This window comes from Pseudomonas sp. NFR16, from assembly GCF_900108875.1.
GTDB lineage: Bacteria > Pseudomonadota > Gammaproteobacteria > Pseudomonadales > Pseudomonadaceae > Aquipseudomonas.
In genome coordinates this window covers 624,486-643,788 of record NZ_FNYJ01000001.1, presented here as the reverse complement: position 1 = coordinate 643,788, position 19,303 = coordinate 624,486, and the positions used below count along the sequence as shown (strand labels likewise).

Annotated in this window: 14 protein-coding genes; 10 read left to right on the top strand and 4 right to left on the bottom strand. The window is 61.7% G+C overall.

Annotated features, from left to right (window positions below; translation table 11 throughout):
- The first annotated feature begins 527 nt into the window (after nucleotides 1-527).
- The 9 genes from bcsQ to BMZ10_RS02810 all read left to right on the top strand — a co-directional run bounded on the left by bcsQ (nucleotide 528) and on the right by BMZ10_RS02810 (nucleotide 15,260).
- A complete protein-coding gene (bcsQ, locus tag BMZ10_RS02850) occupies nucleotides 528-1,667 on the top strand; it encodes a cellulose biosynthesis protein BcsQ (RefSeq protein WP_093458533.1) in 1,140 nt (379 codons plus the stop codon).
- The gene (gene bcsA / locus BMZ10_RS02845) at nucleotides 1,664-3,889 is read left to right on the top strand and encodes a UDP-forming cellulose synthase catalytic subunit (protein WP_093458532.1); all 2,226 of its coding nucleotides are present in this window, start codon (nucleotides 1,664-1,666) and stop codon (nucleotides 3,887-3,889) included. The genes bcsQ and bcsA overlap by 4 nt, the downstream gene beginning before the upstream one ends.
- On the top strand, nucleotides 3,886-6,165 hold the full coding sequence (gene bcsB / locus BMZ10_RS02840) for a cellulose biosynthesis cyclic di-GMP-binding regulatory protein BcsB (protein WP_093458531.1): 2,280 nt from the start codon (nucleotides 3,886-3,888) through the stop codon (nucleotides 6,163-6,165). The genes bcsA and bcsB overlap by 4 nt, the downstream gene beginning before the upstream one ends.
- 101 nt (nucleotides 6,166-6,266) lie before the next feature.
- Nucleotides 6,267-7,412, top strand: a complete 1,146-nt coding sequence (gene bcsZ / locus BMZ10_RS02835) for a cellulose synthase complex periplasmic endoglucanase BcsZ (RefSeq protein WP_177182072.1) — start codon at nucleotides 6,267-6,269, stop codon at nucleotides 7,410-7,412.
- Nucleotides 7,394-11,299 carry a cellulose biosynthesis protein BcsC gene (locus BMZ10_RS02830; RefSeq protein WP_093458529.1) on the top strand — a complete coding sequence of 1,302 codons (3,906 nt, stop codon included), beginning with the start codon at nucleotides 7,394-7,396 and terminating at the stop codon, nucleotides 11,297-11,299. The genes bcsZ and BMZ10_RS02830 overlap by 19 nt, the downstream gene beginning before the upstream one ends.
- Nucleotides 11,300-11,317: 18 nt before the next feature.
- Nucleotides 11,318-12,004 (top strand): SGNH/GDSL hydrolase family protein, encoded by a 687-nt coding sequence (locus tag BMZ10_RS02825; protein ID WP_093458528.1) that lies wholly within the window; start codon nucleotides 11,318-11,320, stop codon nucleotides 12,002-12,004.
- A complete protein-coding gene (locus BMZ10_RS02820) occupies nucleotides 12,001-12,678 on the top strand; it encodes a DUF4397 domain-containing protein (RefSeq protein WP_093458527.1) in 678 nt (225 codons plus the stop codon). Before BMZ10_RS02825 ends, BMZ10_RS02820 begins: the two co-directional genes overlap by 4 nt.
- A gap of 18 nt (nucleotides 12,679-12,696) precedes the next feature.
- Nucleotides 12,697-14,112 (top strand): MBOAT family O-acyltransferase, encoded by a 1,416-nt coding sequence (locus BMZ10_RS02815; RefSeq protein WP_093458526.1) that lies wholly within the window; start codon nucleotides 12,697-12,699, stop codon nucleotides 14,110-14,112.
- Nucleotides 14,112-15,260, top strand: coding sequence for an alginate O-acetyltransferase AlgX-related protein (locus BMZ10_RS02810; RefSeq protein ID WP_093458525.1), 1,149 nt, complete (start codon nucleotides 14,112-14,114; stop codon nucleotides 15,258-15,260). The genes BMZ10_RS02815 and BMZ10_RS02810 overlap by 1 nt, the downstream gene beginning before the upstream one ends.
- A 56-nt stretch (nucleotides 15,261-15,316) precedes the next feature.
- Here BMZ10_RS02810 and BMZ10_RS02805 read toward each other — a convergent pair whose 3' ends face one another.
- From BMZ10_RS02805 to BMZ10_RS02795, 3 genes are read right to left on the bottom strand one after another with little or no spacing between them, the layout of a single operon-like run.
- Entirely contained in the window at nucleotides 15,317-15,772 is a 456-nt protein-coding gene (locus BMZ10_RS02805; RefSeq protein ID WP_093458524.1) for a DUF421 domain-containing protein, read from the bottom strand.
- Nucleotides 15,773-15,779: 7 nt separating this feature from the next.
- Entirely contained in the window at nucleotides 15,780-16,292 is a 513-nt protein-coding gene (locus BMZ10_RS02800) for a hypothetical protein (protein ID WP_093458523.1), read from the bottom strand.
- Between the two features lie 37 nt (nucleotides 16,293-16,329).
- Nucleotides 16,330-17,427: an alpha/beta hydrolase gene (locus tag BMZ10_RS02795; protein WP_177182032.1), complete on the bottom strand. Its 1,098-nt coding sequence runs from the start codon at nucleotides 17,425-17,427 to the stop codon at nucleotides 16,330-16,332.
- Nucleotides 17,428-17,703: 276 nt separating this feature from the next.
- On the opposite strand from BMZ10_RS02795, the gene BMZ10_RS27640 reads away from it, so the two are divergent.
- Nucleotides 17,704-17,844 carry a hypothetical protein gene (locus tag BMZ10_RS27640; RefSeq protein ID WP_177182031.1) on the top strand — a complete coding sequence of 47 codons (141 nt, stop codon included), beginning with the start codon at nucleotides 17,704-17,706 and terminating at the stop codon, nucleotides 17,842-17,844.
- 91 nt (nucleotides 17,845-17,935) lie between these two features.
- Here the strand turns inward: BMZ10_RS27640 and BMZ10_RS02790 are convergent, their stop codons facing one another.
- On the bottom strand, nucleotides 17,936-19,303 hold the full coding sequence (locus BMZ10_RS02790; RefSeq protein WP_093458522.1) for an MFS transporter: 1,368 nt from the start codon (nucleotides 19,301-19,303) through the stop codon (nucleotides 17,936-17,938).

Genomic DNA, 19,303 nt, shown 5'->3' with positions numbered 1-19,303 from the left:
AAAAATTTGAACATGCGATGAAACTTATCGCTGAAACTTGATGTCGTGTCGCACCGATAATCATCACGCCCCTTCGGCATATGAAGCGGCAACATGAATACGGCCAAGTAACGGGCTTACACCCTTCGTTACATTCGACATCGTCAAAATCGACGGACTTGCTCTTCGAGCACCCAAATGAAGACGTGTTTCAGCGACTTTACAGGCGTCGACGCATCGCCGCCCAGCCTATCTCGCCCCGCTACGATCAGGCCACCACCGCAGATCTAAACGCCCTACGCGCCAAAATGCAGGCAATTCAACCGGATCTATTGACTCAGCTCCGACAGCATTCTCATCGCACGCCGTTTGAGCGCCAAATTCTTGGCTTAAACTTTCCAGATTTTGAAAAAATCAATTAGACAGCAATACGGGGCAACATCATATTGATATCACGCACGAAGTTGCGTATGTTTCATGGAGTGCGCAGTTGGGCTAGCAATTCCCTTCATTGTTGTACGAACCCATTTCCGGGAAGGGATACCTATATGCACCGTTCTGACGATATTGCGAATTTGTTCAGCAGATTCGGGAGTAGCGCTGAGTTTTATCGCGAGATCGAACCCCGCTACGAGTACACCGAAGAGATGGCCACGCCTTTTTCTGCGGCGTTGAAAAGCGTTCCTGGCGAGCAGACCACTTCTGAAAATGTTGGGGATATGCCCCACACCCATGAAATGCCGATGACTGTCGGGGCGGACGAAGTGCGCGTGGACGAGCCATTGGTGGCTGCGCTGCCTGCGGCGGCCGGTTCCACAGCGCTTAGCCGCCTGTTGAACGAAATCGAGCAGCAACGTGAGGGTTCACCCGTCGATGAGCGCGCGGCGCAATCGTCAAGACCCCACCTTGAAGCCAGCGTCATCGCGGTGGTATCGAACAAAGGCGGCGCGGGCCGAAGTACGCTGGCTGGCGCTCTGGCCAGTGCGATCAAACGCCCGGGCGGTCGCACCTTCGCCGTCGACTTCGATCCGCAGAATTCATTGTGCCTGCACCTTGGAGGCAATGAACAATGGCCAGGCATCGCTCAAGCCAGCCAACGCAACGTCGACTGGCGCGACATTGCCCGCAAGGGTTATGCGGGCAGCCAGTGCCTGGCTTACGGTGTGACCACCGACCAGGAACGCGTGGATTTCGAACAGCTGCTCACAAACGATCACCTGTGGCTGGCCCGCTGCCTGGAAGCCATGAATCTGGGTGAGCAGGACACCGTCGTGATCGACACGCCGCCCGGCGCCACGGTGTATCTGAACCAGGTGCTGGAGGTTGCCAGCGTGGTAGTGGTCGTGACCCTCGCCGACGCGGCCTCCTACACCAGTTACAACCAGATGGACAGACTGCTCGCGCCTTACCTGCAACGGGAAAATGCCGCGCAGTGCAAAGTCGTCATCAACCAGCTGGACACGTCTCGCCAATTCAGCCTCGACATGTGCGATCTGCTGAAGAAAAGAATAGGCGATCAACTGCTGGGCGTGATCCGCCAGGATCACTTCATCAGTGAATCATTGGCGTACGACCGCAATCCGCTGGCGCACACCCCAAGCACCCGAGGCTGCCAGGACACCCTCGACATCGCAGGTTCGCTTTGCGAACTCCTCATGGAAGGCACGCAAGAGCCCTATTTGTCATGACCCAGGTTACAAATCCCACGCCCCACTCCCCGGGGCGCCCGGAACTGCGCGCCAATGGTTTGTTCAACCGCGTCAGCCAATGGCCTCGCGCGGTACGCCGTACGCTGATTCTGGTCGGTTCGATCATCGCTGCGCTGCTGCTGATCAGCATCATCAGCGCGCCGCTTGACCTCTATACCCAGTGCCTGTTCGCGGCGCTGTGTTTCTGTTCCGCGCTGTTCATCAAACGCCTTCCCGGTCGCCTGCCGATCCTGGCGTTGATCGTGATGTCGCTGGTCGCCTCGTTGCGTTACATGTACTGGCGCCTGACCGACACGCTGGGTTTCGAAGGCTGGCTGGACATCATGTTCGGCTATGGCCTGGTGCTCGCCGAAATCTATGCATTGGTGGTGTTGATCTTCGGGTATGTGCAGACCGCCTGGCCGCTGCGTCGTCAACCGGTGCTGCTGACCGGCGACCCCAGCGACTGGCCAACGGTGGATGTGTTCATTCCTACCTATAACGAAGCGCTGAGCATCGTGAAACTGAGCATTTTCGCGGCTCAGGCGATGGACTGGCCCAAAGACAAGCTGCGTATCCACGTCCTCGATGATGGCCGTCGCGACGACTTTCGGCGTTTCTGTCAGGCCATCGGTGTCAACTACATCGTGCGTGACAACAATCATCACGCCAAGGCGGGCAACCTCAACGCGGCGCTGAAAGTCACCGATGGCGAATACATCGCCATGTTCGACGCCGACCATGTGCCGACCCGCTCCTTCCTGCAGATCGGCATGGGCTGGTTCCTCAAGGATCCGAAGCTGGCGATGCTGCAGACGCCGCACTTCTTCTTTTCCCCTGACCCGTTCGAGAAGAACCTCAACACGTTCCGTGCCGTACCGAACGAAGGTGAGTTGTTCTACGGGCTGGTTCAGGACGGCAACGACCTGTGGAACGCGACGTTCTTCTGTGGCTCGTGCGCGATTCTGCGCCGCAAGCCGCTGGAAGAAATCGGCGGTGTCGCCGTCGAAACCGTGACCGAGGACGCCCACACGGCGCTCAAGCTCAACCGCGCCGGCTATAACACCGCCTATCTGGCCATTCCCCAGGCAGCCGGTCTTGCGACTGAAAGCCTGTCACGCCACATCAGCCAGCGGATTCGCTGGGCTCGCGGAATGGCGCAGATTTTTCGCCTCGACAACCCGCTGTTCGGCAAGGGCCTGAACCTGGGTCAACGCGTCTGCTACGCCAACGCCATGTTGCACTTCTTTTATGGCTTGCCGCGCCTGACCTTCCTCACCGCGCCACTGGCCTACCTGATCTTCGGCGCCGAGATTTTCCACGCCTCGGCGCTGATGATCACCGCGTACGTGCTGCCGCACCTGTTTCACTCCAACCTCACCAACTCCTGCATTCAGGGGCGTTTCCGGCATTCGTTCTGGAACGAGGTCTACGAGACGGTGCTGGCCTGGTACATCATGCCGCCGGTGCTGATGGCGCTGGTCAATCCCAAGTTCGGCGGCTTCAACGTCACCGACAAGGGCGGCATCATCGACAAGGACTTCTTCGACTGGAAGCTCGCACGTCCTTACATCGTGCTGCTGCTGATGAACCTGACCGGCCTGGGCTTCGGCATCCATCAACTGATCTGGGGCGCGCCGGACACTGCCGTCACCGTGCTCATCAACACCGCCTGGACGCTCTACAACCTGATCATCACCAGTGCTGCGGTGGCGGTCGCGAGTGAGACGCGCCAGGTGCGTGCCGAACCGCGTGTGCGCGCCGAGTTGCCGGTCAAGGTCGAGCTGGAAGACGGCACCGAAGTCTACGGCACCACGCAGGACTTTTCGCAGCGTGGCCTGGGCCTGCGCTTGCCGCCAGGCACGACGGTCAAGCCGGGCGAACGCATGCGCGTTTCGCTGTTCCGCAACGCCAGGACCAGCCAGTTCGACACCACCGTGGTGTTCAGCAAAGGCCAGGACCTGGGCGCGTTGTTCGACCCGCTGACCCTGCGTCAGCAGAGCGAACTGGTGCGCATGACCTTCTCGCGCGCCGACACCTGGGCGACCAGTTGGGGCAGCGGCAAGCTCGACACCCCGCTCTCGGCCCTGCGCGAGGTCAGCACCATCGGCCTGCTCGGCATGGGCGCGCTGGTCAAGGCGACCGCCCTGCAGGCGCGTCACAGCCTCACCGGGACACCGGCTCAAACGAAATCGCTCGAATCTTCTATGGACAAGTCATGATCAGCAAATTTTCCGTGCGCAGTGAAACCCGCCGCCCTCATCACCCGCTCACGCTGCTGGCGTCGTCTGTCCTGTGCCTGTCGGGCCTGAGCCAGGCTGCGCACGCCGAGACCGCAACCAACCCACCCGCGCCGGCCGGCAGCTACAGCCAGAACATGACGCTCAAGCAGCTGGGCCGACTGGACACCATGAACCTGCAGGGCGTGGAAGCGGCCGACGGTGTCAACTTCGACATCCGCGCCGACGAAGTGGTAAACGGCGCCCAACTGGTGCTGCGCTACAGCTATTCGCCAGCGCTGCTGGCAGACCTCTCGCAGATCAACGTGCTGGTCAACGATGAGGTGGCCGCCAGCCTGTCGTTGCCCAAAGAGCGCGCCGGCACCCCGCAGGAGCAGGTGGTCGATATCCCGCCGCGCCTGATCACCGAATTCAACCGTCTGCGCCTGCAGTTCATCGGTCACTACTCGATGCAGTGCGAAGACCCGCAACACAGCAGCCTGTGGGCCAAGATCAACAACAGCTCGGAACTGAAACTCAACGTTTCGCCAATCCAGCTCAAGGATGATCTGGCAATTCTGCCGCTGCCGTTCTTCGATCGACGCGATGCCCGTCAGGTCAACCTGCCGATCGTCTTCGCTTCGGCGCCGGACAACGCCACCCTCGAAGCCGCTGGCGCCCTGTCGTCATGGATCGGCGCCCTCGCCGCTTACCGTGGCGCCAGTTTCACCAGCAATGTCGGGCAGATTCCGGACAAGGGCAACGCCATCGTCCTGATCGAGAGCAAAGACGCCATCCAGCTCGGCGGCTTGCAGCTGCCAGCGGTAAAAGGCGCCACGGTCACGTTGATGAGCAATCCCAACGATGCCCACGGCAAACTGCTGATCGTGGCCGGTCGCGATGCCGCCGAACTGAAATTCGCCGCCTCAGCCGTCGCCGTGGGCAGCAAATCGCTGGTCGGCAACAGCGTCACGATCGACCGCCTCGACCCGCTCGCGCCGCGCAAACCTTACGACGCACCGAACTGGCTGCCGTCGGACCGCCCCGTCAAGCTTGGCGAATTGCTCGACACCAAACTGCTCAGTGTTTCCGGCTACAACCCGGGCAACATCACCATTCCGGTACGTCTGCCGCCGGACCTGTTCAACTGGCGCGAAGCGGGCGTTCCGCTGAACCTGAAATACCGCTACACGCCGCAACAAGAGTCGACCAACTCTTCGTTGCTGGTCAGCCTGAACAACAACTTCATGAAGTCCATGCCGCTGCCCTCGGTCACCAACCTCAAAGGTGGCGACAACCTGCTGGAGCTGCTGAAAAAGGACACCAGCCTGCCGCGCGAAGCCAGCGTGCTGTTGCCGTTGGGCCTGGCGCCTGCGCAGTCGCAGCTGCAGTTCCGCTTCATGTTCGACTACATCAAGCAGGGCGAATGCCGCGACATCATCGTCGACAACATGCGCGGTCTGATCGACCCGGATTCCAGTCTCGACCTGAGCGGTTACAACCACTACATCGCCCTGCCGAACCTGGGCGTGTTCAACGACAGCGGCTTCCCGTTCACACGCATGGCCGACCTTTCGCAGAGCGCCGTGGTGATGCCGGACAAGAGCGGCCCTGCCGAATGGGGCGCATACCTGACCGTGCTCGGGCGCTTCGGTGAGTCCACCGGTTATCCGGCCACCGCGGTGAAAGTGGTGCAGGCCAATGACGTGCAGTCAGTCAGCGACAAGGACCTGCTGGTCCTCGCCTCGGGTGACAACCAGCCGTTGCTGACGCAGTGGGCAGCGCACCTGCCGGCGAGCTTCACCGGCGAAACCCACCGTTTTTCCCTGTCCGACCTGACCCTGCGCGTGCGTGACTGGATCAGCCCGGACCCGCAGGCCAACCTGCGTAAACCACGCCTGAACGTGACCTACACCGGCCCCGCCAGCAGCACGTACCTGGCCGGCTTCCAGTCGCCGCTCAAACCCGAGCGCAGCGTCGTGGTGATTGTCAGCGGCAAGCCGGAAGGCCTGGTCGATGCGACGGACGCGCTGATTGGGGGCGATCAGTACAAGGAAACCATCCAGGGCAGCCTGGCGGTGGTGAACGGCAAGCAGATCACCTCGCTGGTGGCTGACGATCAGTATTACGTCGGCGATCTGAATCTGTTTAAACGCGTGCAGTGGACGCTGTCGCAAAACCTGATCTGGATGTTGCTGGTCACGGTCTGCGGCCTGTTCATGGTCAGCGGCCTGCTTTATCTGTACCTGCGCTCCCGTGCCAAGAAGCGCCTGTCATGACTGTGAACGCAACCATCAAAGGGCTTCAGACGCCTTCGAGTCGACGTTCGACGCGCAAGGCCGGACGGCTGCTGGCCGCCCTGCTGCCGCTGGCGGCGTTGATGCCGACCTTCGCCAGCGCCCAGTCGAGCTGCGCGACGCAGACCTGGCCGCTGTGGAAAGACTACACCGAACGTTTCGTGCAAAAAGACGGGCGCATGCTCGGTTCGAGCATGGACCCCGATCAGAGCAGTTCCGAAGGACAGTCCTACGGGATGTTCTTCGCGCTGGTCGCCAACGATCAGGCGACGTTCGACCAGCTCTGGCGCTGGACCAAGGACAACATGGCCGGCGCCGACATCGCGCAGAACCTGCCCGGCTGGCTGTGGGGCAAGACGCCGGACGGCAAATGGGGCGTGATCGACAAGAACTCGGCCAGCGACGCGGACCTGTGGTTCGCCTACGCGCTGCTCGAGGCTGACCGTCTGTGGCACAAGCCGGCCTACCGCACCGACGCGCAGCTGATCCTCGACAACGTCGAAAAAACCCTGATCCGCAACATTCCGGGCCTGGGCAAGATGGTGTTGCCTGGCCCGGTCGGTTACGAGCACCCGGACCAGCTCTGGCGCTTCAACGCCAGCTACATGCCGCTGCCGCTGATGCGTCGGTTTACCAGAGAGACGCCGTCCAGTCCGTGGAAAGAAGTCGCTGAAAGCACCGCGAAAATGTTCGCCGACAGGAAGATGAACCCGCTGGGCTTCGTACCGGACTGGATCGGCTACCGCGCCACCGACGTCAACAAAGGCATGTTCGTGGTCGACAAGTTCACCAACGCGCTGGGCAGCTATGACGCCATCCGCACGTATTTGTGGGCAGGCATGGCGTCGCCTCAGGACCCGCTGGCCAAGCCGATGCTGGATAACCTCGACGGCATGGCGCAGTCGGTCGCGTCCACAGGCGTGCCGCCGGAAAAGGTGCAAGTGTTGACCGGCACCACCGAAGGCCAGGGGCCTTACGGTTTCTCTGCCTCACTGGTGCCTTACCTGCGCGCCAAGGGGTTGCCGCTGCTGGCCGATCAGCAGCAACGCGTCGTCGATCAGGCGATCGCGCACTTTACCGACCCTGCCGACCCGGCCTACCAGCAGCATCAGTATTACCACGTGATGCTGAGCCTGTTCTCCCTCGGCTGGAGCGAAAAACGCTACCAGTTCAACACTGACGGCACCGTGAAAGTCTCCTGGGAGGCCGCATGCGCAAGCAAACCCTAGCCCTGGCGGTCTGCGCCGCAATGACCTGCTCTGCAGGTTTTGCCGCAGGCACCAGCACTCCGCAATCGTTGTTGATCGAGCAAGGTTATTACTGGCAGGGCAAGGAGCACCCGGAACGCGCCGCCGAGGCCTGGACCAAACTCTTGAACCTGGTGCCTGAACAGCCGGACGCGCTGTACGGACTGGGCCTGATCGACCTGCAACAAAAGCGCCTGCCGGGCGCGCAGAACTACCTGGCACGTCTGCAGGCGATCAAGCCGTTGCCACGCCAGGCCCTGCAGCTGGAGCAAGACATCGCCCTGGCGCCGGATGACAAACAGCAACTGCTCGAAAAAGCCCGTGAGCTGAGCGACGCCGGCGAGCGTGACAAGGCCGTGGCGGCTTATCGTGAACTGCTCGAGGGTCGCCAGCCCCAAGGGCTGATCGCCCGCGAGTATTACAACACCCTGGGCTTTGCGACCGGTGGCTGGCCCGAAGCCCGTGTCGGCCTCGAACGCCTGCGCACCGAGCGCCCGGACGACTCGATTCTGGACCTGTTCCTGGCGCTGCACCTGGCGCGCAATCCAGACAGTCGCCCTGAGGGCATTCGTGCTCTGGCGCGTCTGTCGCATAACCCGGACATCGGCGGCAACGCCGATGAAACCTGGCGTTTTGCGCTGGTCTGGCTGGGCCCTCCTTCGCGTGATCAGGTCTCGCTGTTCCAGCAATACCTTCAAGCGCACCCCGACGACACTGAAATCCGTGCACTGATGGACAAAGGCATCGCGCAGGGTCGTACCGGCAACGGCTGGCAGCGCGACCCTCACGTTGCGCGCGGGCTGAAAGCGCTCGACGAAGGTGACCTGAAAACTGCCGAACAGGAATTTCAGGCTCGCCTGAAAGACAAGCCCAGCGACTTCGACGCACTGGGCGGCATGGGCATCTTGCGCCAACAGCAAAAGCGCCTGGACGAGGCCGAACGCTATCTGGTGCAGGCCACCCAGACGCCCGGCGGCGCTCAGTGGAACAAGGCGCTGGAAGACGTCCGCTACTGGGTGTTGCTCGAAAAGGCCAACGAAGCCCAACGCAGTGGCCGGCAAGCACAGGCGCGTGATCTGATCGGTCAGGCCATCGCCAAGAACCCGCAGGAACCTGCCGGCCTGACCGCCTTGGCCGGCCTGCAATCCCAGGCCGGACAGTACGATGACGCCGAAGCCGGGTATCGTCAGGTGCTGGCCAAAAACCCGAATTATCCGGACGCCCTGAGCGGCCTGATCGGCGTGCTGTCGCGCGAAGGCAAATCCGATGAAGCACTGCAACTGATCGACGCACTGTCCCCGGCCGAACAGACGCGGCTGGCGCCGTCGATCCGCATTCGCTCGCTGCGGGCGATTCAAGTGGCCAAAGGCGCCGAGCGCCGTGGCGATCTGGCGGGTGCGCAGAAAGCTTATAAAGAAGCCCTGGCTGACGACCCGAAAAACCCGTGGACTCGCTTCGCCCTGGCCCGCGTGTACCTGCGCAGCGGTCAGGCCCAGGTGGCGCGCGACCTGATCGACGAACTGCTCAAGCAGCAACCCGATCAACCCGATGCGCTGTACACCAGCACCCTGCTCTCCGCCGAACTGGGCGAGTGGACCAAGGCGCAAAGCACGCTGTCGAGAATTCCTGCGGCCAAGCGCAGCAGCGACATGAACGAGATGGACCGCGACATCAGGCTGCACATTCAGACCGAGATCGCGGTCGACGTGGCACGCCGTGGTCAGCGTCAGGAAGCCTGGGCGCTGTTGTCGCGTTGCGAGCCGTTGACGCTGGGCAAACCTGAGCGGGTTGCCGTACTGGCGTCAGCCTTTGCCGATGCAGGCAACCCGGATCAGGCCGTGAGCATGATGCGCGCATTGCTGGAGAAATCGCCTTCGACTCCGGATTTGCAGTTGCTGTACGCAGGCGTGCTGCTCAAGGCCGGTGAAGACACCGAGGTCAGCGAGATCCTGCGTCAGTTGCAGGGCAAGCCGATGAGTGAGACCGCCAGCAAGCGCTACGACGATCTGGTGTTCCTGTATCGGGTCAAGCAGGCCGATGAACTGCGCGAGAAAGACGATCTGGTCGCGGCTTTCGACATCTTGTCGCCTGCGCTCAAGCAACGTCCCAACGACAGCCTGGCGGTTGCCTCGCTGGCGCGCATGTACGCCGCCAGTGGCAATACTGAGAAGGCCCAGGAGCTTTACGCGCCGCTGATCAAGGCCGACCCGTCCAACGCCAGGCTGCAGCTAGGCCTGGCTGACATCGCCCTTCAGGGCCGCGATTTTTCCCTCGCTGAAAGCTCGGTGAAGAAGGCGCTGGAGCTGGAACCCGCCGTGCCACAGACCCTGACGGCCTCGGCGCGGATTTACCGTGGCATGGGCAAGACAGGCGAAGCGGGCAAGCTGCTGCGCAAGGCCATCGAGATCGAGAACAGTCAACGTATCGAAACCGTCGTGGTCGCCGCACCGGTCGATCCGACGGCCCCGGCCAACCCGTTCGTGGGCTTGCCGGGCCAGCGTCGTAAAAGCACGATGCTGGCGTCGGCTTCGCTGATCCCGCCGCCCGTCGATGCACCCGCCACCGGCGCAATGACCGGCGCTGGCAGCAGCGATCCGCAGGCGTTGCCAATGCCCGTGGGCCGCAAAAGCTACGCGGCTTCCTCGTTCGACGGCAACGTCATGCCGTCGGGCGATCCGTACGCTCGCGAAACGACCCCTCGCGCGGACGTAAGCCCCGCCCAGCAAGCGTTGAACGACATCCTTCAGGACCGCAGCGGTTATGCGGTCCAGGGTTTGAGCGTGCGTAACAACAACAGTGAAAAAGGCCTGGGCAAACTCACTGACATCGAAACCCCGTTCGAGATCGGTATGCCGGTCGGCTACAACAGCGCAATGATGGCGCTGCAGATCACTCCGGTGTCGCTGTATTCGGGCAGCCCGAGCAACTTCGCTCAGGCGCGCTTCGGGGCCAGCGGCCTGGATTCGGTCGGGTCGCAGAAAGACAGCGGCGTGGGTGTTGCCGTGGCGTACCGGGATAAAGATCAGGGCATCAAGGCCGATGCAGGGATGAGCCCGATCGGTTTCATCTACTCGACGCCGGTGGGCGGTGTCAGCGTGAGCCGACCGTTCGAGGGCAGCCCCGATTACAGCTATGGCGTGAGCGTTTCGCGTCGCGCGGTCACCGACAGCCAGACCTCGTTCGCCGGTTCCAGGGATCCCCGCACCGGCGACAAATGGGGCGGCGTGACGGCCAACGGCGTGCGTGGCGAGCTGAGCTACGACGATCAGTCGTTCGGGGCGTATGGCTACACCTCGGCGCACAAGCTGCTGGGTAACAATGTCGACTCCAACAACCGTTTCGAACTGGGCAGCGGGGTTTACTGGTACTTGCGCAACGCGCCGGACAGCACCCTCACCCTGGGCGTCAGCGGATCGGCACTGACGTACACCGACAACCAGGACTTCTACACCTACGGGCACGGCGGCTATTTCAGTCCGCAGAAGTTCTTCGCACTCGGCGTGCCGGTCAGTTGGTCGCAACGCACCGATCGCTTCACGTACCGGGTCAAGGGCTCGTTGGGCGTGCAGTACATCGGTCAGGACAGCGCCGATATCTTCCCCGGTCACAGCGAGCTGAATCCGCGTGCCAACGCAGCCGGTCTGAACGGTTACGACAGCGACAGCAAAACCGGTATCGGCTACAGCTTCAACGCCGCAGGAGAATACAAGTTCGGCTCCAACTTCTTCCTGGGCGGCAGCGTCGGCGTGGATAACGCCAGTGATTACAAACAATACGTGGGTGCGATGTACCTGCGTTACACCTTCGAGGACATGACGGGCCCGATGAATCTGCCGGTCAGCCCTTTTGGTTCTCCTTACACGAATTGATTTAACGAGGAATGGTTCATGGCTTCTTCTGTGCTCGCTGGTTTGACGTTGCTTGTGATTGGCGAAAGCCACATGAGTTTTCCCGACTCACTGATGAATCCGCTGTATGACAACCTGACCCAGCAAGGCGCCCAGGTTCACGCCATCGGTGCCTGTGGCGCCAACCCGGCGGACTGGGTGACGCCCAAGCTGAAACTCGACTGCGGCGCCACCCGCGATCCGGGCGAGAAGATCAAGGTCATGAGTCGCGGCACGCTGGACACCCAGCCGATCAAAGACGTGATCGCCAAGGACAAGCCCGACCTGGTCGTGCTGATCATGGGTGACACCATGGCGTCGTACAAAACCACGCCGTTCCCCAAGGTCTGGGCCTATCAGAGCGTGACCGCGCTGACGAAGCAGATCGCCGACAGCGGCAAGAAATGCGTCTGGGTCGGTCCGGCCTGGGGCAAGGCCAACGGCAGCAACACCAACGAAAACCAGTACGGCAAGAACCAGGTTCGTACCCAACTGGTTGCCAGCACGCTGGCCAACATGGTCGCGCCGTGCACCTACATCGACTCAACCAAGTTCTCCAAACCGGGTGAGTGGATCACCTCCGACGGCCAGCACTTCACCATTGCCGGCTACAAGTCGTGGGCGGCCGCCATTGGCAAATCGCTGGGCGAACTGCCTGCCGACGCCGTAAAAGGAGCCAATCCGTGAAGCGGGCTCTGCACGTCACGCTGGGGCTTGCAGGTCTGGCACTGAGCGCGAACGCGTTCAGTGCACAGATTGCTCTCTACCCGACCGGTCCTTCTCAGGATTCGGCATACCTTCGCTTCGTCAACGCCTCCGACAGCGCGCTGGAGCTGGCACCTGACGGTTCGAGCACCACGCTGAAGCTTGAAGGCACCAAGGCGGTCACCGATTTCATCCCGGTCCCGGGTGGCCAGACCATCAAAGGCACGCTGAGCCGCGACGGCAACCGCGTGCCGCTGGACGTCAGCGTGGCCGCTGGCGATTTCGCCACCGTGTTCGCGCTGGACGACGGCCATAAAGGCATCAGGCAGGTCGTGGTGAACGAAGCGTTCGACATCCCCAACCAGCTCAAGGCCTCGCTGGCGTTGTTCAACGCCGATCCGGGCTGCGTGGACGCCAAGGTCAACCTGGCAGACCGCGATGTCGACCTGTTCCAGAAAGCCCCCGAAGGCAACCCTCGTCGTCAGGAACTCAATCCACGTCCTTCGCTGGCCGTGCAGCTGGTCTGCGCGGGCAGCAAAGTCGGCCCCGCGGTCGAGCTCGGTCCTTTGGAGGCGAACAAGCGTTACAGCCTGTTGCTGCTGCCATCGGCCACCGGCCCTCGCCTCCTGACCGCCACGGACGCTGTGTCCAACTGATCGGAATACCGCGCCGCCATGGTTTTCGCCTCGCTCGAGTTCCTGACGTTGTTCCTGCCTGCTTTTCTGCTCGTTTACGCCTTGGCGAAACCGGCATGGCGCAACGTCATTCTGCTGATCGGCAGCTGGCTGTTTTACGGCTGGCTGAGCCCGTTGTTTTTGTTCCTGCACATGGTGCTGACCGTTCTGGCCTGGGTCGGCGGTCTGCTGGTGGATCGCTCGCGCGAAGACTCCAGAGGACGCATCCGTCTGTTGATCAGCCTGATCGTGATCAACACCGCCGTGCTCTGCTGGTACAAATACGCGAATATCCTGGCGGGCACCTGGAATGACCTGATCACCTACTACGGCGCCATGCCGATGAGCTGGCAGCGAGTCGCGCTGCCTGCCGGCTTGTCATTCATCGTGTTGCAGGCGATTTCCTATCTGGTGGACGTGCATCGGCACGTGGTGCCGGTGGAACGCAGCTTCGTCAATTACGCGACCTACATTTCGATGTTCGGTCACTCGATTGCCGGCCCGATCATTCGCTACGACTGGGTACGCCGGGAACTGAACCAGCGCTATTTCAACTGGCAGAACTTCTCGCTCGGCGCGCGTCGATTCATGATCGGCATGTGCATGAAAGTGCTGGTGGCCGACACCCTGTCGCCCTTGGTCGACGTGGCCTTCCATCTGCCGGAACCGTCGTTCGTCGATGCCTGGATCGGGTGCCTGGCGTACTCGCTGCAGCTGTTCTTCGACTTCGCCGGCTACAGCGCCATGGCCATCGGTCTGGGGCTGATCCTGGGATTCCACTTTCCGGAAAACTTCAACCGTCCGTACCTTGCGTACAGCATTCAGGATTTCTGGCGGCGCTGGCACCTTTCGCTGTCAAGCTGGCTGCGCGACTACCTCTACATCGCGCTGGGCGGTAACCGCAAAGGGGCGTGGAAGACCTATCGCAATCTGTTCCTGACCATGGCCATCGCAGGCCTCTGGCACGGCGGCGACAGCTGGAACTACCTGTTGTGGGGTTCGGCCCACGGCATCGCCCTGTGCGTGGACCGCGCCTGGTCACGCTCGACACTGCCACGGGTGCCGCTCTGGGCATCGCACACCGGCACGCTGTTGTTCGTGTGCCTGGCCTGGACGTTGTTCCGCGCCCCGGATTTCGCCACGGCCTTGAGCATGTATGGCGGTCAGTTCGGGCAGCACGGTTTTGCCCTGGGTGACGCGCTGGCGGTGACGCTGCGCCCGGTGCACGGTCTGGCGGCATTGCTTGGCGTGCTGTGCATCCTGGCACCCTTGCTTCAGACCCGTTGTGAAAGACGATTCGCAGACAATACGGTTTTTGCGTTGGCTGCAGCCCTTTGGCCCGTGCTCGGATTCGCCCTGTCGTTCGCTTTGATCGCCAGCCGTGAAGCCGTGCCCTTTCTGTACTTTCAGTTCTGATGACCAAGCCAACGCAATCCCCGAGCACTGCACCCACCCTGCCGTCCGAGCTGGAGCTTCGTGTCAGTCCGCTGGCCGGCGTGACCTTTTCCCTGTTTATCGCCGCCGCATTTGCCTCCTGCGCCTGGTTGATGATCAAAGGCCCGATCGAGTTCGTGCCCAAGGTCGTCACTCAAGACATGCTGCTGCACGGCGACCTCACTCACCGCTTCGCCAAGACCCTGTCCGATGCCGTGATTCCCAAACGCGCAGCAGACCTGGAGCGCGGCGCCAGCTGGCTGGCGTTCGGCGACCTGGGCCCTCGGGTCCGTGAAGGCTGCGCGGACTGGCTGTTCCTCACCGATGAGCTGCGCCTCAATCGCAATGCGCCGCTCAACGCCCGGGCCAAGGCTCAGGCGGTGATCGATCTGCAGCACAGCCTGGCGAGCCGAGGCATTCAGCTGGTTGTCGCCGTGGTCCCCGACAAGAGCCGTATCGCCGCTGCGCAACTGTGCTCACTGACGCGCCCGGCATCACTGGCGCCGCGCATCGGCGACTGGCTGACGATGCTGCAAGGCGCGGGCGTACCTGCCGTGGACCTTACGCCGACGCTGCAACCTCTGGGCGAATCGGCCTACCTGCGCACCGACACGCACTGGAGCGAGACCGGCGCCAAGGCGGCGGCCGGCCGTGTCGCTCAGGCAATCAGCGCACTCAAGTTCAGCGCCACGCCGCACAAGGCCTTCGACCTGACGGCGCAAGCCAGTGCCGTACGCCCGGGCGATCTGGTTCGCCTGGCGGGTATCGACTGGCTGCCGGTGTCGTGGCAACCCAAGCCTGAATACGTTGCGGCAACACAGATCAAAGAACGCATGGAGGCCACCGGCGGTGCCGATGATCTGGACGATCTGTTCGGTGACAACAATCTGCCGAACACCGCGCTGATCGGCACGTCGTTCTCGCGCAACTCCAATTTCGTGGGTTTCCTGGAAGCGGCTCTGCGGGCACCGGTGGGTAATTTTGCCAAGGATGGCGGCGAGTTCTCCGGCGCAGCGAAGGGCTATCTGGAGAGCCCGGCCTTCACGCAGACACCGCCGAAACTGGTGGTCTGGGAAATTCCCGAGCGAGACCTGCAAACGCCGTACGCCGACGACGTCCGCCTGCGTTGATGGTGCCGTCGTCGCGCCGGCCTCGGTGCGACGGCCTGCCTCTGCTGAGTCCTCGCTCAGTCTGCTGACTGATCACGGGTGATGATCGAAATCTTGCCGTTTCGCTCAATGATCGCGAATTTGATCTGCTCGACCCGCTCGATGCCTTGAGCCAGCCGTGCCGCCTGCATGACGTCGTCTTCGCCGATCCTCGCCTCGTTCATCCGATGCCGCAGGAATGCACCGTTCTCGACGATGATGGTCGGGCCACCATCGATCAGTTTACCCAGCCGGGTAGATTTACGTTTGGCCAGTGAAAATCCGACATCGATGGCAATCAGCGTGATGATCACCAGAATGGCGTTGGTCACCGAGAAGTCATCGCCGAGCAACGCCTGTTGCGTCGCTTCGCCGATGATCATCAGCAGGACGAAATCGAATGACGTCAACTCCCCCAGCGATCGTCTTCCGGAAATCCGGAACAGCACCATCAGTGCCAGATAGATCGCACCTGCCCGCAAGACTGCATCCATTTCACACCTAGGGATAAATGAACTGAGTGACTGAAACCTGGCCGCCGCCTTCCAGGCCAATTTTACTTTTAAAATAGCCGAGACCGTCGCTGCGCCAAGTCAGATACAGCGTGCTTTCGCCATGCGCATCCGCCGGCAGGGTCAATTCCAGGCCCTCACGCGTGCCGGCCGAACGCACCGGCTGGGGCTGCATCGATTCAACGCTGAAGCCCTTCATCATACGGTGGCTGAGGGTGAGGGTGTGCTGTCGCCCCGGTTCACCGCGACTGTGGATCACCATCGCATTGACCGCGCCGCTGCGATGGAAGCGCTCGTACTCAACTGTCAGGTCACCCTGGGGCGTGGTGGTACTCACTGAACTCAGCATGCCATGGGAAAACAGGCCGCACAGCGTCAACAGCACGACCACCAGCAGTAAATACCAGCCGACGCGCTCGAACCGCCAGATCCGGCGCTGCAGCGCGATGTCCTCATCCACCGGATAACGTTTGTCCTGCATCTCATGTTCAATGGCATCCATCGCAGTGGTGTCTCCGTACAAAGGAAGGTCGGTTCAATCACTTTTCAAACGAAGCCGAAAGCCGCTCACCGGCATATTGCTGGGCCTGCTGAGCCTTCTGCACGACGGCCGCCGCACCGAAAAACTCGTGGGTGACGCCCGGATACAGACGACGCTCGACACTCACGCCTGCAGTACGCAACGCCTGCTCGAGTTGCGCGCCGTCATCGCGCAGCGGATCGATTTCAGCGTTGATCAACGTGACCGGCGGCAGTCCCTGCAAGTCGGCGTGAACCAGATCAATGCGCGGGTCCTTGGCGTCTGCCGCACTTCGCGTCACCTGAGCAATGAACCACAGCATCATGGGGCGGTTCAGCGGCATTGCATCGGCGTATTTCAGATAAGACTCCGTGTCAGTGCTCGATTGCGCGACCGGGTAAACGGAGAGCACGTGGCGCGGCGCGATCAACCCGGCTTTGTGCGCCGCCACAGCCGTCGCCACTGCCAGGTTCCCGCCGGCGCTTTCGCCCGCGAGCGCCAGCCGCTGCGGATCGCCATTGATCGATGTCGCATGATTCGTCAGCCAGCGATAGGCGGCGAGCGCATCATCATGGGCCGCCGGAAATTTGTGTTCCGGTGCGAGTCGATAATCCACGGACAGCACAACTGCGTTTGCCTGTCTGGCCAGGCCCCGCGCGCCTGCGTCATACACGTGACGGTCAGCGAACACCCAACCGCCGCCGTGGAAGTACAGCACAACCGGAAACGGTCCGCTGCCGGCAGGCGTATAGACCGTCGCGGGCAAATTACCCGCAGCCCCGGTGACGTTGATGTCACGTGTCGTCACGCCGGGCACCAGCGCCGTGCCGGCACTGTCACGCTTCTGTTCGGCGAGCACCGCCTTGACGGCGTCTGCCAGGGTTGGTTGCTGACGCGCCTCTGCCGGCGTAGTCTTCTCAACCGCCTTGGCATCGAAGCTGGCAAATTTATTGAGCACCGTCTGCATGTCCGAATCAGTGCGCAGCACGCTCTTGGTGCCGCTGACAGCCAGCTCCGACAACGAGTGTTTTTCGGGGTCTCGGGCGCAACCGTTCAACGCTGCGATAACGCCCACTGCGGACATCAGCCACAGCCATTTGCGATGAGTCTTTATCATGGTTATTCCTCTTCGGCTGGGTTAGGCCCGGACCTCGCACGTCGCGCAGCCCCAGACTCACTCGAACGGATGATGATCTGCTCTCCAAACTGTCAGTAGGCATTTGCAAAGCGTCGTTCAAAATAATTCGGCAGCCGATGGATGAGCGGTCTGCCGTCGCGCACGCGGGCGGATCCGCTGAATTTTTCCGGTATCGCGGCATCCCTCTCTTGAGCGTGGCGAAACACGTTTGCATGCGCACGGCGCATGTCCCTCTTGAACCAGGAGTGAATAGAGATGATCAGGAAAGTGTGCGCGTTGGCAGGCATCTGCTGCGTACTGGCATCGCTCAATGGATGCTTTGACAACGATCAGAGCAAAGACAAGGACACGTCAAAGGCATCGGTGCAGATGCAGCAGAACGACGAGAAAAAGTAAGCGATCCGCCAACCAGGGCGCCCGGCGCGGGCGCTGCGCGGCGCAGGTCTGTGTTAGCCGTTCTGCGCCGCCGACGACCTGATCATCCAGATCAGGCTCCCCGCGTCTCATGCCGCTGATCAGCGCGTGCGGAATTGGCCAAAGGGCCAGCGGCTTGTTCCGCCGCCGGCACCGGACGGGGCGCCCTGACCAGATATAAACCCAGAACACCACCCGCCAGCAGTGCCGCAGCGACCATCAGCAAGGCATAGTCGTAACTTTGCGTCGCATCCTTAATCCATCCCATGACCGGCGGTAGGCCGAGACCGGCAATGTTGGCGATGGAGTTGATCAAGGCGATGGATGCCGCTGCCGCCGCGCCGGACAAGTATTCGGTGGTGGTCGCCCAGAACACCGGCGTCGCTGCCCAGTTCAACCCCACCGCCACCACCAGCAAGCCGTACGCCAGCCAGGCATTACCCGTGGCCACAGCACCCGCCAACAGTACGCCTGCGATCATCAAGGGCACACCAAGGTGCCAGCCTCGTTCTCGCGTCCGGTCCGAATGGGTCCCGTTGAAGTACATGAATACGCAGGCGAACAGGAACGGTAATGCGGACAACGCGCTGACCGTGAACGAATCCTGGCCGGATACCGACTTCACGATCAGGGGCAGGAACAGGGTGATGCCGATGGTGCCGAAGGCCTGAAGCAACCAGAACAGGCTCAGCAGCCAGACCTGACGACTGCGGAACGCCATCTGCCAACCGGCATGAGGGGAGATCGGCGTCGTGGCCTGCTCCGCTGCAATGGTCTGACTAAGCCACTGCTGTTGATCTGGCTGTAACCAGTGGGTGGTGTGCGGCGAATCCGGCAGGTAACGCAACACCACTACGCCCAGCACGACAGCAGGAATGCCTTCCAGAAGGAACAACCAGCGCCAGCCGCTGACGCCGAAGTAGCCGTCAAGGTGAAGAAACGCGCCGGACAGAGGAAGCCCGATGACCGATGCCAGCGCAGCACCGATGTAGAAGAACGACATGGCTTTGGCCCGGTCGCTGCGCGGATACCACTGGGAGAGGTAGTAGATGATGCCCGGCGTGAAGCCCGCTTCGGCAGCACCCAGCAGCAAGCGCATGCCGTACAGCTGATTGGCGCTCTGCACCAGCGACATCCCCGCTGCAACGATGCCCCAGGTGATCATGATCCGCGCGATCCAGCGGCGCGCACCGACCCGGGTAAGGATGACGCTGCTGGGGACTTCAAAGAGGATGTAAGTGAGGAAGAACAGCCCCACTCCAATGCCATACATCCGGGCCGTCAGCCCCAGCTCTGCATTCATCTGCAGCGCTGCGACCGAGATGTTCGATTTGTCTATGTAGGCAACCATGTACAGCAACATCAGAAACGGAATCAGCTTGAGATTCAGGCGCTTCATGGTGCTGGCGTGCAGGTCCGTTGGCATCGATGGCTGTTGCAT

What these genes read in the sequence shown, in the direction of transcription:
- BMZ10_RS27640 (WP_177182031.1), top strand. Translation starts at nt 17,704, where the DNA reads ATGATCAGGAAAGTGTGCGCGTTGGCAGGCATCTGCTGCGTACTGGCA.
- bcsZ (WP_177182072.1), top strand. Translation starts at nt 6,267, where the DNA reads ATGCCGACCTTCGCCAGCGCCCAGTCGAGCTGCGCGACGCAGACCTGG.
- BMZ10_RS02815 (WP_093458526.1), top strand. Translation starts at nt 12,697, where the DNA reads ATGGTTTTCGCCTCGCTCGAGTTCCTGACGTTGTTCCTGCCTGCTTTT.
- bcsA (WP_093458532.1), top strand. Translation starts at nt 1,664, where the DNA reads ATGACCCAGGTTACAAATCCCACGCCCCACTCCCCGGGGCGCCCGGAA.
- BMZ10_RS02800 (WP_093458523.1), bottom strand. Translation starts at nt 16,292, where the DNA reads ATGGATGCCATTGAACATGAGATGCAGGACAAACGTTATCCGGTGGAT.
- BMZ10_RS02825 (WP_093458528.1), top strand. Translation starts at nt 11,318, where the DNA reads ATGGCTTCTTCTGTGCTCGCTGGTTTGACGTTGCTTGTGATTGGCGAA.
- BMZ10_RS02795 (WP_177182032.1), bottom strand. Translation starts at nt 17,427, where the DNA reads ATGATAAAGACTCATCGCAAATGGCTGTGGCTGATGTCCGCAGTGGGC.
- BMZ10_RS02805 (WP_093458524.1), bottom strand. Translation starts at nt 15,772, where the DNA reads ATGGATGCAGTCTTGCGGGCAGGTGCGATCTATCTGGCACTGATGGTG.
- bcsQ (WP_093458533.1), top strand. Translation starts at nt 528, where the DNA reads ATGCACCGTTCTGACGATATTGCGAATTTGTTCAGCAGATTCGGGAGT.
- BMZ10_RS02810 (WP_093458525.1), top strand. Translation starts at nt 14,112, where the DNA reads ATGACCAAGCCAACGCAATCCCCGAGCACTGCACCCACCCTGCCGTCC.
- BMZ10_RS02830 (WP_093458529.1), top strand. Translation starts at nt 7,394, where the DNA reads ATGCGCAAGCAAACCCTAGCCCTGGCGGTCTGCGCCGCAATGACCTGC.
- BMZ10_RS02790 (WP_093458522.1), bottom strand. Translation starts at nt 19,303, where the DNA reads ATGCAACAGCCATCGATGCCAACGGACCTGCACGCCAGCACCATGAAG.
- bcsB (WP_093458531.1), top strand. Translation starts at nt 3,886, where the DNA reads ATGATCAGCAAATTTTCCGTGCGCAGTGAAACCCGCCGCCCTCATCAC.